The 13535-nt window shown below is 71.8% G+C and carries 13 protein-coding genes; 9 read left to right on the top strand and 4 right to left on the bottom strand.

Annotated features, from left to right (window positions below):
* The first annotated feature begins 63 nt into the window (after positions 1-63).
* Positions 64-639, top strand: a complete 576-nt coding sequence (locus ACZ6BB_RS14170; RefSeq protein ID WP_471615491.1) for a histidine phosphatase family protein — start codon at positions 64-66, stop codon at positions 637-639.
* Positions 640-654: 15 nt separating this feature from the next.
* On the opposite strand, the gene ACZ6BB_RS14165 is transcribed toward ACZ6BB_RS14170, so the two are convergent.
* A complete protein-coding gene (locus tag ACZ6BB_RS14165; protein WP_471615490.1) occupies positions 655-1104 on the bottom strand; it encodes a DUF6314 family protein in 450 nt (149 codons plus the stop codon).
* A 161-nt stretch (positions 1105-1265) separates the two neighbouring features.
* Here ACZ6BB_RS14165 and ACZ6BB_RS14160 point away from each other — a divergent pair, with 161 nt between their 5' ends.
* Positions 1266-3749 (top strand): alpha-L-arabinofuranosidase C-terminal domain-containing protein, encoded by a 2484-nt coding sequence (locus ACZ6BB_RS14160; protein ID WP_471615489.1) that lies wholly within the window; start codon positions 1266-1268, stop codon positions 3747-3749.
* Positions 3750-3790: 41 nt separating this feature from the next.
* Here the strand turns inward: ACZ6BB_RS14160 and ACZ6BB_RS14155 are convergent, their stop codons facing one another.
* The gene (locus tag ACZ6BB_RS14155) at positions 3791-4573 is read right to left on the bottom strand and encodes a LysR substrate-binding domain-containing protein (protein WP_471615488.1); all 783 of its coding nucleotides are present in this window, start codon (positions 4571-4573) and stop codon (positions 3791-3793) included.
* A 100-nt stretch (positions 4574-4673) separates the two neighbouring features.
* Here ACZ6BB_RS14155 and ACZ6BB_RS14150 point away from each other — a divergent pair, with 100 nt between their 5' ends.
* Both ACZ6BB_RS14150 and ACZ6BB_RS14145 read left to right on the top strand, forming a co-directional pair.
* A complete protein-coding gene (locus tag ACZ6BB_RS14150; protein ID WP_471615487.1) occupies positions 4674-5078 on the top strand; it encodes a DUF5997 family protein in 405 nt (134 codons plus the stop codon).
* A gap of 232 nt (positions 5079-5310) precedes the next feature.
* Entirely contained in the window at positions 5311-6834 is a 1524-nt protein-coding gene (locus ACZ6BB_RS14145; protein WP_471615486.1) for a hypothetical protein, read from the top strand.
* A gap of 60 nt (positions 6835-6894) precedes the next feature.
* Here ACZ6BB_RS14145 and ACZ6BB_RS14140 read toward each other — a convergent pair whose 3' ends face one another.
* Positions 6895-7635 (bottom strand): VOC family protein, encoded by a 741-nt coding sequence (locus tag ACZ6BB_RS14140; RefSeq protein ID WP_471615485.1) that lies wholly within the window; start codon positions 7633-7635, stop codon positions 6895-6897.
* Between the two features lie 156 nt (positions 7636-7791).
* Here ACZ6BB_RS14140 and argC point away from each other — a divergent pair, with 156 nt between their 5' ends.
* Genes argC through ACZ6BB_RS14115 form a run of 5 tightly spaced genes read left to right on the top strand, consistent with a single transcriptional unit; the run spans position 7792 to position 12637 of the window.
* Complete coding sequence (argC, locus tag ACZ6BB_RS14135; protein WP_471615484.1) at positions 7792-8823, top strand: N-acetyl-gamma-glutamyl-phosphate reductase; 1032 nt, start codon at positions 7792-7794, stop codon at positions 8821-8823.
* Entirely contained in the window at positions 8820-9974 is a 1155-nt protein-coding gene (argJ, locus tag ACZ6BB_RS14130; protein ID WP_471615483.1) for a bifunctional glutamate N-acetyltransferase/amino-acid acetyltransferase ArgJ, read from the top strand. The genes argC and argJ overlap by 4 nt, the downstream gene beginning before the upstream one ends.
* Positions 9971-10879, top strand: coding sequence for an acetylglutamate kinase (gene argB, locus ACZ6BB_RS14125; RefSeq protein ID WP_471615482.1), 909 nt, complete (start codon positions 9971-9973; stop codon positions 10877-10879). The genes argJ and argB overlap by 4 nt, the downstream gene beginning before the upstream one ends.
* Positions 10876-12093 (top strand): acetylornithine transaminase, encoded by a 1218-nt coding sequence (locus tag ACZ6BB_RS14120; protein WP_471615481.1) that lies wholly within the window; start codon positions 10876-10878, stop codon positions 12091-12093. The genes argB and ACZ6BB_RS14120 overlap by 4 nt, the downstream gene beginning before the upstream one ends.
* A 7-nt stretch (positions 12094-12100) precedes the next feature.
* Positions 12101-12637: an arginine repressor gene (locus ACZ6BB_RS14115; RefSeq protein ID WP_013004946.1), complete on the top strand. Its 537-nt coding sequence runs from the start codon at positions 12101-12103 to the stop codon at positions 12635-12637.
* Between the two features lie 102 nt (positions 12638-12739).
* Here ACZ6BB_RS14115 and ACZ6BB_RS14110 read toward each other — a convergent pair whose 3' ends face one another.
* Positions 12740-13534: an FAD:protein FMN transferase gene (locus ACZ6BB_RS14110; RefSeq protein WP_471615480.1), complete on the bottom strand. Its 795-nt coding sequence runs from the start codon at positions 13532-13534 to the stop codon at positions 12740-12742.
* Between the last annotated feature and the right edge of the window lies 1 nt (position 13535).

The raw sequence follows: 13535 nt of genomic DNA, 5'->3' as shown, positions 1-13535 counted from the left end.
AGCCCTGGTAACTCCTGAGTAACGCCTCTTGACCTGCGCAGTCTCCCGTTCCACCATCGCCGCATGCCACTTCGGGTCACGTTCGTCGCCGCCGCGCGCTGCTCCTCGCTGCTCGCGGAACGCTTCGAGGACGACCGGCCGCTGGACCAGGCCGGCTGGGACGAAGTGCAGCGCGCCGCCCATGAGCTGGTGCCCCTGGCGGCGGCCGAGCTGCGCTACTGCTCCCCCACCCCCCGCAGCCGGGCCACCGGGGACGCCCTCGGCTACGCCCCGCTGGCCCAGCCCGCGCTGCGGGACTGCGACATGGGCCGCTGGCGCGGCTTCACTCTCGGTGAGGCCATGGCGCGGGAGCCCTCGGCCGTGGACACCTGGCTCGCCGACCCCCGCTCCACGCCGCACGGCGGGGAGTCGCTGACCACCTTCATCTCCCGCATCGGCGGCTGGCTCGAGACCCGGCCCGCCGAGGAGGGCTGCCGGATCGTCGCCGTGGCCGAGCCGTCCGTCCTGCGTGCCGCCCTGGTCTACGCGCTCAAGGCCCCGCCGTCGTCGTACTGGAACATGGACGTCGGCCCCTTGTCGACGGTCACGGTCGCGGGTCACGCGGGCCGCTGGAACCTGCGGCTGGGCGCCGCGCGGTAGACGGGCGCCGGCCCCTCAGCGCGCTCGCTCGCGGGTGAGGTCGGTGACCATGAGCAGGTCCTTCGCGGGGCCGCCGACCCGCCAGAGCGTCCGCCAGCGGTCCTCGTCGTGGACCTCGAACTCGCCCCGGTAGAGATCGGCGGCGCACGGATGGTCCGTACGCCAGTGGCCGGTGGTCAGGTCCAGGTCGTGGAAGGGGCGACCGTCGCCGAAACGCACGTCCGCCGTGCCGGGGGCGGAGCCCGGCAGGAAGCGCAGGGTGCGTTCGGCGGGGCGGGAGACGCCCTGCCACACGAAAGTTCCGGCCTCCCGGTGGAGCAGCCCATCGCCGTTCAGCGGGCTGAAAATGGTACTGCCCGTGAACACCCCCTCGGCCCCGCTCGTGAGGTCCCGCACCGATCGCACGACCCGCCAGCTGCCGGAGAGGTACGCCAGGGCATCGGGAACTGGCAGGAAATCGCTCATCCGTCCTTCACTTCCGACACTTTCGGTACCGCGCGACCCGTTGACGCTGCTCCGGTCACCTCCCTATCTTGCCGTTCGATGTGCTGATCATTGCCTGATATTTCGAACAACTCCCTGTTCCTCACGCCCTCATGCCCCCCACCCCGAGCCGCGGAGTATTCATGTCACGCAGCACCCGCGCCCGTTGGAGACTCGGCCTCACCGCCACCGCCCTCCTGACGACGGCCGCCCTGGTCCCGGCACCCGCACACGCCGAGGAAGTCACCGACTACGCGATCACCGTCGACCCCTCCACCGAGGGCGCGAAGATCGACGACACGATGTACGGCGTCTTCTTCGAGGACATCAACCGGGCCGCAGACGGTGGTCTGTACGCCGAGCTGGTCCAGAACCGGTCCTTCGAGTACTCGACCGCCGACAACCGCGCCTACACACCCCTCACCTCCTGGTCCGTCGACGGCACCGCGCGGGTCGTGGACGACGCCGGCCGGCTCAACGAGCGCAACCGCAACTACCTCTCCCTGGGCGCCGGTTCAGCCGTCACCAACACCGGCTACAACACCGGGATCCGCGTCGAGAAGGGCGAACGGTACGACTTCTCGGTGTGGGCCCGCGCCGAGAGCCGTACGGCGCTGACCGTCACCCTCCAGGACGCCGACGGCGCCCTCGCCGAGGCCACCGAGGTCACGGTCAAGGGCGGCTGGGCGAAGTACAAGGTCCGCCTCAGGGCGACGCGGGCCAGTTCCGACGGCCGGCTGACCGTCTCCACCGCCGGTGCCGCCGCCCTCGACGAGGTCTCCCTCTTCCCGCGCGACACCTACAAGGGCCACAGGAACGGTCTGCGTGAGGATCTCGCCGAGAAGATCGCCGCACTGAAGCCCGGCTTCGTCCGCTTCCCCGGCGGCTGCCTCGTCAACACCGGCTCCATGCAGGACTACAGCGCGGCCTCGAACTGGGAGCGCAAACGCTCCTACCAGTGGAAGGACACCATCGGCCCCGTCGAGCAGCGCGCCACCAACTCCAACTTCTGGGGATACAACCAGAGTTACGGACTCGGCTACTACGAGTACTTCCAGTTCTCCGAGGACATCGGCGCGATGCCGCTGCCCGTGGTGCCCGCCCTGGTCACCGGCTGCGGCCAGAACAGGGCCACCGAGGACGACGCCCTGCTCCAGCGGCACATCCAGGACACCCTCGACCTCATCGAGTTCGCCAACGGCCCCGTGACCAGCGAGTGGGGCGCCAAGCGCGCGAAGATGGGCCACCCGGAGCCCTTCCACCTCACCCACCTCGCCGTCGGCAACGAGGAGAACCTGCCGAACGAGTTCTTCGCCCGCTTCAGCCAGTTCCGGGCCGCCATCGCGGCGAAGTACCCCGGCATCACGGTGATCTCGAACTCCGGCCCCGACGACACGGGGGCCACCTTCGACACCGCCTGGAAGCTGAACCGCGAGGGTCACGTCGACATGGTCGACGAGCACTACTACAACAGCCCGCAGTGGTTCCTCCAGAACAACGACCGCTACGACTCCTACGACCGAAGCGGCCCGAAGGTCTTCCTCGGCGAGTACGCCTCCCAGGGCAACGCCTTCAAGAACGCCCTCTCCGAGGCCGCGTTCATGACCGGCCTGGAGCGCAACGCCGACATCGTGAAGCTCGCCTCCTACGCGCCGCTCCTCGCCAACGAGGACTACGTGCAGTGGAGCCCCGACATGATCTGGTTCAACAACCACGCGTCGTGGAACTCCGCCAACTACGAGACGCAGAAGCTCTTCATGAACAACGTCGGCGACCGCGTGGTCCCGTCGACGGCGACCGGCACGCCGGCCCTCTCCGGCCCCATCACCGGTGCCGTGGGCCTGTCCACCTGGGCCACGACAGCGGCGTACGACGACGTGCGGGTGACCGCGGCCGACGGCACGAGCCTGCTCACCGACGACTTCGGCGGTGACGCCTCGCAGTGGACCCACACCGGCAGGGGCAGCTGGAGCATCCAGGACGGGCAGTACACCCAGACCGACGTGGCCGCCGAGAACACCATGGTCTCGGCCGGTGACACCGCCTGGCACGACTACGACCTGAAGGTGAAGGCCACCAAGAAGGCGGGCAAGGAGGGCTTCCTCGTCGCCTTCGGCGTCAAGGACACCGGCAACTACTACTGGTGGAACCTCGGCGGCTGGAACAACACCACCAGCGCGGTCGAACAGGCCGTGGACGGCGGCAAGTCCTCGCTGATCTCCAAGCCGGGCACGATCGAGACGGGCCGCACCTACGACATCGAGGTCGAGGTGCGCGGGCGGAAGGTGACCCTGCTCCTCGACGGCAAGGAGTGGGGCAGCTTCACCGACGACAAGCCGGCCGAGCCGTTCCGCCAGGTCGTGACGCGGGACGCGGAGACCGGTGAGCTGATCGTCAAGGTCGTCAACGCCCAGCCGTCGGCGGCGCGTACGTCCATCGACCTCGGGGACGCGCAGGTGCGTTCCACCGCCCACGTGACCACGCTGACGGCCGCGCCGGAGGCGGTGAACACGGAGACGGCCACACCGGTCGCGCCGGTGAGGTCCACGTTCGGCGGGGTGGCCGAGAAGTTCAGCTACACGTTTCCGGCGAACTCCGTGACGTTCCTGCGGATCAAGAAGCGGTGAGGGGGCCGCGGCCTCCGCAGCAGTGGTGAGGAGGCCGGGCCCTAGGAGCGACGGCGGGGCTTTCCGGTCCTGCCGCCGCTCTTGGCGTTCCGGTTGCCGCCCGTGCCGCCACGGGGCTTGCGGGGCGCCGGCTTGCCTGCCGTGGGCTGGCGGCGGGCGCCGCCCTGGGCCGGGCGCCCGTCCTTCGGGGGCTGCTTCTCCGCCGGGTCCTTGGCACGGCCGCGTGAGCTGTTGACCGTACGGCCCCGGACGATGCCGATGAAGTCCTCGACCAGGTCGGTCGTCGCCTCCTGCGGCCAGGACAGGGCGACGCGGGATTCCGGGGCGTCCGTGACCGGGCGGTAGGTGAGGTCCTTGCGGTGGTGGAGCCGGGCCAGCGACTGGGGGACGACGAGCAGGCCGATCCCGGCCGCCACCAGCTCGATCGCGTCCGCCGTGGTGGCGGGACGCTCGAACGCCGGCTCTCCCGGCGGCCGCTCCCAGCCGAGGGTGTCGTCGAGAGGATGCAGGACGACCTCGTCCGCCAGGTCCCCGGTCGTCACCTCGTCGACCGCTGCCACGACATGGTCCCTGGGGACCACGACCACCGTGGTCTCGGCGTAGAGAGGGATCGCGCTGAGGTCGTCACCGTCCACCGGGAGCCGTACGAAGCCGGCGTCGGCGCCGCCGTCCCGCAGCACGCCGAACGCTTCGGCGGGGGAGACCTGGAGGAGGGTCAGGGGGACGTCGGGCAACCGCTCGTTCCAGATCCGCACCCACTTGGTGGGCGTCACTCCCGGGACGTAAGCGAGCCGGAACGAAGGGGATGCTTCCGAGCCTGTCACAGCACCAGGCTAACGGGCGGGGGCACCGGACCGGTCATCGCGGGCGGTGACCGCGGCGGTCGTGGTCGGCGGTCGTGCAAGCGGTCGATACCCTTGACCCATGACGTCGCACCAGACCGCCCAGACCATGAAGCCCGCCACCGCGGCGAAGAAGCTGGGTGTGTACCTCCAGGCCACGCCCGCCGAGTTCCAGGAGGGCGTCGTCTCCCGCGCCGAGCTGACCGCGCTCCAGACGAACCCGCCCGCCTGGCTGGAGGAGCTGCGCCGCAACGGCCCGCACCCGCGCCCCGTCGTCGCCGAGAGGCTGGGCGTCTCCATCGCGGGCCTCGCACGCGGCGGAGTCACCGAGGCCCTCACCACCGAGCAGATCGAGGCGCTCCGGCAGGACAGCCCGGAGTGGCTCCAGAAGGAGCGGGCCACCCAGGCCGAGGTCCGCAAGGAAGGCGCCCGCATCAAGAAGCGCAACGCGGAGCGGGCGGACCGGTCGGACGACCGCCGTTCCTGACCCGTCGTTCCCGACCTGTCGTTCCTGGCCTGTCGTTCCTGGCCTGTGATTCCTGACCCGTCGTTCCTGACCTTTCGTTCCTGAGCCGTCTGCCGTCTGCCGTCTGCCGTCTGCCGTCTGCCGTCTGCCGTCCGCCGTCCTGGGCGGGTCCGGGGCGTGGTCCGGCCCACGGGTCCCGCGGCCGGCGGAAATTCGTGAGCCGTCCGGCAGGGGCCCGGGGCAGGATGCCCCCGTGAACCACCTCCTGTGCGGGCTCGCCGTCAATCCGGCTCTGCCGGCCGAGCTGGTCGACCGGCTCGTCGCGCTGGCGGACGACGACGTCGACCACCACCTCACCGGCCGGGACGATCTCAGCCACGCGCAGACCCTCCAGCTGGCCTCGCGGAGCGAGCTGAACGGTGTGCAACTGGCGTACGGGGGCCGGCTGACCGCCGCCGACGTCGACCCCGCGGCCCAGCCGCGTGTCGCCCTCGCCCTGCTCGACGAGGGTGCCGGCGACCCCGCGTGGGCCCGCCTCCTCGCGGCGGATCCGGTGGTCGAGCACCGGGAGAGGCTGGCCGCCTGCCCCGGGCTGCCCGAGGACGTGGTGGAGACCCTCGCGGCCGATCAGGACATACGGGTCGTCGTGGAGCTGGCCCGGTGGGCCCCGCCGGACGTGGCCGCCCGGCTCGCCGGGCATCCGCATGCCGAGGTCCGCCGGGCGGTGGCGGCCAACGAATCGGCGCCGCCGGACGTGCTGGCGGCGCTCGTCGACGGGGAGGTCCTGCCGCCCGCGCGGCACTGCCTGGTCTGCGACCGCGACGAGCCGCCGTTCACGCACGACCCGGACTGCGCGCGCCACGACTGCGAGCTGCGGCCGGGCGCCTCCTGCGACGGCTCCCACGCATCCACCGCGCTGGACACCCTGTGGGCGGCCCTGGAGAATCCGTCCACTCCGGCTCACGCCGTCGCGGGCCTCGCCGGCCACCCCTCGGCGGTGCTGCGCCGGGCGCTCGCCGCCCGCCCCGGTCTGCCCCCGGAGGCGTACGCCCGGCTCGCCGGGGACCCCACCCCCGGCGTCCGCGCCGACCTCGCCGAGAACCCCGCGATCGACCGCACCCTGATGCTCGTGTCGGCCGGCGACAGCTCCCCCGACGTACGGCGCGCGCTCGCGCACAACCCACGGGTGCCGCTCGACGTGCTCACCCGCGTGGCCGTCGGCACCCGGATCGGCAGCACCCTGCTGCCGCGGATCGCCTCGGCCACACCCGCCGAGGTGGAGGAGCTGGCCAGGTCGCCGCACGCGGTCGTCCGTATGCTCCTGGCGCGACGGCGTGATCTGCCGGCTCCGATCAGTGCCGTGCTGGCCGACGACTCCGACGCCAAGGTCGCCGCGTCCGTCGCCGCGCACCCCGGCCTCGGTGAAGCACGGCTGCGGGCCATGGCCGACCGGCACGGTGTCCAGGTCATCGCCGGGGTGGCCGCCAATCCGGACGCCACCCCCTCCTTGCTGGAGCACGTGTCCCGGCACAGCCCTCCGGCCCGTAAGGCCCTGCGCGAGATCGCCCGCCATCCCCGTGCGACGGCACCGGCCCTGCTGGCCTGCCTGGCGGACGAGCGGGCGAAACGCCTGGCCGCCGGCCATCCGGCACTTCCGCCCCAGATCGTCACGGCCCTGCTGGCCGACCCCGACCCCGAGGTGGCGGAATCCGCGGCCGCCAACCCCGCGCTCCCGCGTGCCGCGATGCGGAGGCTGGCGGAGGAACCGGCGCATTAGCCGGACGGGGGGCGAAGACTCGGGCGTGTCCGCCACGAGGCCGGCCGTGCGGGCGCCGTGTCAGGAGCGGGCGAGGACGCAGAACGGGTGGCCCTCCGGGTCCGCCAGGCATCTCCACGGCACCTCGCCCTGTCCGACGTCGAGGTCGGTGGCGCCGAGGGCCCGCAGCCGGGTCGTCTCCGCCTCGTGGTCGTCGTCGGGGAACCGCAGCAGGTCGAGATGGACGCGGTCCTGTCCGGTCCGCGCTCCGGGCGTGCGGAGGAACTCCAGATACGGGCCGACGTCCTCGGCGGAGCGCAGCACCGCACGGTCGTCGGTCACCTCGCGCAGGGTCCAGTCCGTGGCCGCGTCCCAGAACCGCGCCATGGCCCGCGGATCCACGCAGTCGACCACCACCGCGGCGATCGGCCCGGTGTCGCGGTAGACCTCCCGCGGTTCCAGCACGCAGAACTCGTTTCCCTCCGGGTCGGCGAGGACCGTCCACGGCACATCGCCCTGGCCCACGTCGGCGGGCGTCGCACCGAGAGCCAGCAGGCGTTCGACCAGCTCCCGCTGATGGGCCGCGGAGGTGGTGGCCAGATCGAGGTGCGTCCGGTTCTTCGCCGTCGACCCGGCCTCGGGTACGGCGATGACGTCGACACCCACGCCGACCGGTTCACGCCAATCGAAGCCGGCGGGCTGGGCGGCGGTCGCGCCCGATCCCGAGCCGGAGACACTCCAGCCGAGCGCCCGCGCCCAGAACCGGCCGAGCGCCGAATCGTCCACAGCCTTGATGTTCACCTGAACAGGTCGCAGAGCCATGCCGGCGATCCTATGCAACGCTCGGTGACGCCGTCCGCGCCGTACGGGACCGGGAGGGACCCCGCGCTTTTCGGCCGAGACCCATGCACCGCCTCCACAAAGATTGCATAAACGTGCAGCGAAACGTATAGTCATGCCATCCAGGAGGAGGATTCCATGGCGGCGGTACGTGTGGCGGTGGCGGGAGCGAGTGGTTATGCGGGCGGCGAAGTGCTGCGCCTGCTGCTCGCACACCCCGAAGTGGAGATCGGTGCGCTGACCGGCAGTTCGAACGCGGGCCGACGGCTGGGCGGGCTCCAGCCGCATCTGCTGCCCCTGGCCGACCGGGTGCTGCAGGAGACCACGCCCGAGGCCCTGGCCGGACACGACGTCGTGTTCCTCGCGCTGCCGCACGGGCAGTCCGCGGCCGTGGCCGAGCAGCTGGGCCCGGACGTGCTCGTCATCGACATGGGCGCCGACTTCCGGCTCGAGAACCCCGCCGACTGGGAGCGCTTCTACGGCTCGCCCCACGCCGGGACCTGGCCCTACGGGCTCCCCGAACTTCCGGGTGCCCGCGCCGCGCTGGAGGGGTCCAAGCGCATCGCGGTACCCGGTTGCTACCCCACGGCCGTCACCCTGGCCCTGTTCCCGGCGTACGCGGCCGGCATCGCCGAGAACGAGGCCGTGATCGTCGCCGCCTCCGGCACCTCCGGTGCGGGCAAGGCACCCAAGACGCACCTGCTGGGCAGCGAGGTCATGGGGTCCATGACCCCGTACGGCGTCGGCGGCGGCCACCGGCACACGCCCGAGGTGATGCAGAACCTCGCCGGCGTGGCCGGCGAGCCGGTCACCGTGTCCTTCACACCGACCCTCGCCCCGATGTCCCGCGGCATCCTCGCCACCTGCAGCGCGAAGGCGAGGCCCGGCGTCACCGCCGACTCCGTGCGCGCCGCGTACGAGAAGGCGTTCGCCGACGAGCCGTTCGTCCATCTGCTCCCCGAGGGGCAGTGGCCCGCCACGGCGTCCGTCCACGGTTCCAACGCCGTTCAGGTGCAGGTCGCGTACGACGAGGCCGCGGGCAGGATCATCGCGATCAGCGCCATCGACAACCTCACCAAGGGCACCGCCGGTGGCGCCCTCCAGAGCATGAACATCGCCCTCGGACTCCACGAGACGACGGGGCTTTCGACGATCGGAGTCGCACCGTGAGCGTGACGGCAGCCAAGGGATTCACGGCGGCGGGCATCGCCGCCGGGATCAAGGAGAACGGCAACCCGGACCTGGCCCTCGTGGTCAACACCGGACCCCGCCTCGCCGCCGCCGGAGTCTTCACCTCCAACCGGGTGAAGGCCGCGCCGGTCCTCTGGTCCGAGCAGGTGCTGAAGGGCGGCCGTGTGTCGGCCGTCGTCCTCAACTCCGGCGGCGCCAACGCCTGTACGGGCCCGCAGGGCTTCCAGGACACGCACGCGACCGCCGAGAAGGCCGCGGAGGTCCTCGACGGCCACAGCGCGGGCGAGATCGCCGTCGCCTCCACCGGCCTCATCGGCGTACTCCTGCCCATGGACAAGCTGCTCCCGGGTGTCGAGACGGCCGCCGCGCAGCTCTCCGAGCACGGCGGTGAGAAGGCGGCCATCGCCATCAAGACCACCGACACCGTGCACAAGACGGCCGTCGTGACGAAGGACGGCTGGACGGTCGGCGGGATGGCGAAGGGCGCCGGCATGCTCGCTCCCGGCCTCGCCACCATGCTCGTCGTCCTCACCACCGACGCCGACCTGGAGAGCGACGCGCTCGATCGGGCCCTGCGCGCCGCGACGCGCACGACCTTCGACCGCGTCGACTCCGACGGCTGCATGTCCACCAACGACACCGTGCTGCTGCTCGCCTCCGGCGCCGCCGAAGTCACCCCGGGGTACGAGGAGTTCGCCGAGGCCGTCCGCGCGGTCTGCGACGACCTGGGCCAGCAGCTGATCCGGGACGCCGAGGGCGCGAGCAAGGACATCAGGATCGAGGTCGTGAACGCCGCGACCGAGGCCGACGCCGTCGAGGTGGGCCGCTCCGTCGCCCGCAACAACCTCCTCAAGTGCGCCCTGCACGGAGAGGACCCCAACTGGGGCCGGGTCCTTTCCGCGATCGGCACCACGTCCGCCGCCTTCGAGGCGGACCGCCTCAACGTCGCCATCAACGGCGTCTGGGTCTGCAAGAACGGGGGTGTCGGCGAGGACCGCGACAAGGTCGACATGCGCTACCGCGAGGTGCACATCGTCGCCGACCTCGCCGCGGGCTCCGAGACGGCCACCATCTGGACCAACGACCTCACCGCGGACTACGTCCACGAGAACAGCGCGTACTCCTCATGAGCACCACGCGGAAGCACACCGCCCTCCCCAAGGCCCAGATCCTCATCGAAGCGCTGCCCTGGCTGACCCGTCACAACGGCAAGACGGTCGTCATCAAGTTCGGCGGCAACGCCATGATCGACGAGGACCTCAAGGCCGCCTTCGCCCAGGACGTCGTCTTCCTGCGGCACGCCGGGCTCAACGTCGTCGTCGTGCACGGCGGCGGCCCGCAGATCAGCGCCGCCCTCGACCGGCACGGCATCGTCAGCGAGTTCAGGGCCGGCCTGCGCGTCACCACCGAGGACGCCATGGACGTCGTCCGCATGGTGCTCGCCGGACAGGTCCAGCGCGAACTGGTCGGCCTGCTCAACGAGCACGGACCGCTCGCCGTCGGACTGACCGGCGAGGACGCGCACACCATCACCGCCACCAGGCACCAGCCCGAGATCGACGGGGAGTTGATCGACATCGGGCGGGTGGGCGAGATCACCGCGATCGACACGGGCGCGATCGAGGCACTGCTCGCCGACGGCCGCATCCCGGTCGTCTCGTCGATCGCCCGTAGCCAGGACGACGGACATGTCTACAACGTCAATGCTGATACGGCGGCTGCGGCACTCGCTGCTGCTCTTGACGCCGAAACCCTCATGGTCCTCACGGACGTCGAGGGCCTCTACGAGGACTGGCCGAACAGCGACGAGGTGATCAGTCGCCTCACCGCCACCCAGCTGGAGAAGCTGCTGCCGGACCTGTCCTCCGGCATGGTGCCGAAGATGCAGGGCTGCCTGCACGCCGTACGCAACGGCGTCCAGACGGCCCGTGTCATCGACGGCCGGGTCCAGCACTCGATCCTGCTGGAGATCTTCACCGACGAGGGCATCGGCACGATGGTCGTGCCGGACGCGGAACAGGGGGACGCCGTATGACCGCCAACGAGGAGCTGACCCAGCGGTGGCGGGGCTCGCTCATGGACAACTACGGCACTCCGAAACTCTCGCTCGTCCGCGGCGCCGGCAGCAAGGTGTGGGACGCCGACGGCAAGGAGTACGTCGACTACGTCGGCGGGATCGCGGTCAACGCGCTCGGCCACGCCCACCCGGCGGTCGTCGAGGCCGTCAGCACCCAGATCGCCTCCCTCGGCCATGTCTCCAACCTGTTCGTCGCCGAACCGCCGGTCGCTCTGGCCGAACGGCTCCTGGAGATCTTCGGCCGCGACGGCAAGGTCTTCTTCTGCAACTCGGGCGCCGAGGCCAACGAGGCCGCCTTCAAGATCGGCCGGCTCACCGGGCGCACCCACATGGTCGCGACCGACGGCGGCTTCCACGGCCGCACCATGGGGGCGCTCGCCCTGACCGGCCAGCCCGGCAAACAGACCGGCTTCCACCCGCTGCCCGGCGACGTCACCCACGTCCCGTACGGCGACGCGCAGGCCCTGGCCGCCGCCGTCACCGAGGAGACGGCCCTCGTCATCATCGAGCCCGTGCAGGGCGAGAAGGGCGTGGTGGTCCCGCCGGCCGGCTATCTGAAGGCGGCGCGGGCCATCACGGCCGCCACCGGCTCGCTGCTCGTCCTCGACGAGGTGCAGACCGGCGTCGGCCGGACCGGGCACTGGTTCGAGTACCAGGCGCACGAGGGCGTCCTGCCGGACGTCGTCACCCTCGCCAAGGGCCTCGGCGGCGGACTGCCGATCGGCGCGACCGTCGCCTTCGGACGGGCCGCCGAGCTGCTCCGGCCCGGGCAGCACGGCACCACGTTCGGCGGCAACCCGGTCGCCTGCGCCGCCGGACTCGCCGTCCTGGAGACCATCCGGGCGGAGGGCCTGCTGGAGAACGTCAAGCGGCAGAGCGAGAAGCTGCGCGACGGCATCGAGTCGCTCGGGGACCCGATGATCGACCACGTCCGCGGCGCGGGCCTGCTGCTGGGTATCGTGCTCACCGAGCCGCTCGCGCCCCTGGCGCAACAGGCCGCACAGGACGCCGGTTTCCTGGTGAACGCGCCCGCCCCCGATGTCGTACGGCTGATGCCCGCGCTCAACGTGGCGGACGCGGACGTGGACGCCCTCCTCCGGGCGCTGCCCGGCATCCTCGACGCGGCCCGGGCGGCGCACGAAGCCAGCGGGGACGGACGAGCCGGAGAATGAGACGACGATGAGCCAGGCGCAGGAGCACGACCAGGCAGGGCCCGCCGTGCCGCAGACCCGCACCGCACGCCACCGGCGGATCGTGGACATCCTCAACCGGCAACCCGTGCGGTCGCAGAGCCAGTTGGCGAAGCTGCTGTCCGACGACGGGCTGAGCGTCACCCAGGCGACGCTCAGCCGGGACCTGGACGAGCTGAACGCGGTGAAGATCCGCAACACCGACGGCGACCTGATCTACGCGGTGCCGAGCGAGGGGGGATTCAGGACCCCTCGGGCGCCGCTCGGGGGGTCGGCCAAGGAGGAGCGCATGCGGCGGCTCTCCGCGGAACTGCTGATCTCCGCGGAGGCCTCGGCGAACCTGGTGGTGCTCCGGACACCGCCGGGCGCGGCCCAGTTCCTGGCCTCGGCCATCGACCAGGCCGAGCTGCACGACATCCTGGGGACCATCGCGGGTGACGACACACTGATGTTGATCAGCCGGGACCCCGTGGGCGGACAGGCGCTGGCCGACCACCTGCTGAGGCTCGCCCAGAACGGGCACTGACCCGTCCCGGAACGGACACCGAGGGGGAGCCGCGCGGGGTACCGGGCGGTTCCGCCCGCCGCTGCCCGATCACACCCGCCACCGCCCCGGCCCGGCCGCGGCTCAGCCCAGTCGAGCCGCCAGCCCTCCGGTGCAGCGGACCTCGTCGCCCGCCGTGATCAGCAGCGCCTCCGTGTCCTCCAGCGACTCCAGCCACGCCAGGCCCTCGCGGGATCCCATGGCGAAGGCGGCCGTGGCCCAGCAGTCGGCCCAGGTGAGGCTGGGGGCCACCACCGTCACCGAGACCAGGTCGGTCACCGCGGACTTCCTGGTGCGGGGGTCGACGATGTGCGCGCCCCGCTCGGCCGTGCCGGACGTGGCCACCGCCAGCCGGTCCGCGCCGGCGGCGGTGACGACGGCCGCGAGCCCCCCGGGGCGCAGGGGGTCCGCCACGCCGACGCGCCACGGCCGCTCCGGGCCGGGGACGCCGTACAACTGGACGTCTCCGCCCCCGTTCAGGTTCACCCCGGTCGCCCCGGCGTCGACCAGCAGCCGGGCCGCCCGTTCGGTGGCCCACCCCTTCACCAGCCCGGTCGGGTCGAAGCGGCCCTCGTACGTGGCGCTGAACCAGCCACCGCTCGACCGCTCGGCCTCGGCGCACAGGTCGAGCACCTCACCGACCTCGGGAGCGCACTCCTCGATCGAGACCTCGCCCCGCGCGAGCCGGGAGATCTGACTGTGTTCGCGGTAGGTGCTGAACACCTCGTCCACGGCGTGGAGCCCGGCCACCGCCTCGTCGAGCGCGGCCCTGACCGCGGCCTGCTCGCCTCCCCGTACGTCGAACGAGAAGACGGTCCCCATGACCTCCTCGGCGTGCCGCAGCTGGGTTGGCGCGGGGGCTCCGACGGGTTCGGCCATC

This window comes from Streptomyces sp. NPDC041108, assembly GCF_055592645.1.
This window is presented reverse-complemented; position numbering and strand designations above follow the sequence as displayed.

Excerpts from the sequence above, each read along its gene's own strand:
- ACZ6BB_RS14170 (WP_471615491.1), top strand. The coding sequence starts at position 64 with ATGCCACTTCGGGTCACGTTCGTCGCCGCCGCGCGCTGCTCCTCGCTG.
- ACZ6BB_RS14165 (WP_471615490.1), bottom strand. The coding sequence starts at position 1,104 with ATGAGCGATTTCCTGCCAGTTCCCGATGCCCTGGCGTACCTCTCCGGC.
- ACZ6BB_RS14160 (WP_471615489.1), top strand. The coding sequence starts at position 1,266 with ATGTCACGCAGCACCCGCGCCCGTTGGAGACTCGGCCTCACCGCCACC.
- ACZ6BB_RS14150 (WP_471615487.1), top strand. The coding sequence starts at position 4,674 with ATGACGTCGCACCAGACCGCCCAGACCATGAAGCCCGCCACCGCGGCG.
- ACZ6BB_RS14140 (WP_471615485.1), bottom strand. The coding sequence starts at position 7,635 with ATGGCTCTGCGACCTGTTCAGGTGAACATCAAGGCTGTGGACGATTCG.
- argC (WP_471615484.1), top strand. The coding sequence starts at position 7,792 with ATGGCGGCGGTACGTGTGGCGGTGGCGGGAGCGAGTGGTTATGCGGGC.
- argB (WP_471615482.1), top strand. The coding sequence starts at position 9,971 with ATGAGCACCACGCGGAAGCACACCGCCCTCCCCAAGGCCCAGATCCTC.
- ACZ6BB_RS14120 (WP_471615481.1), top strand. The coding sequence starts at position 10,876 with ATGACCGCCAACGAGGAGCTGACCCAGCGGTGGCGGGGCTCGCTCATG.
- ACZ6BB_RS14115 (WP_013004946.1), top strand. The coding sequence starts at position 12,101 with ATGAGCCAGGCGCAGGAGCACGACCAGGCAGGGCCCGCCGTGCCGCAG.
- ACZ6BB_RS14110 (WP_471615480.1), bottom strand. The coding sequence starts at position 13,534 with ATGGCCGAACCCGTCGGAGCCCCCGCGCCAACCCAGCTGCGGCACGCC.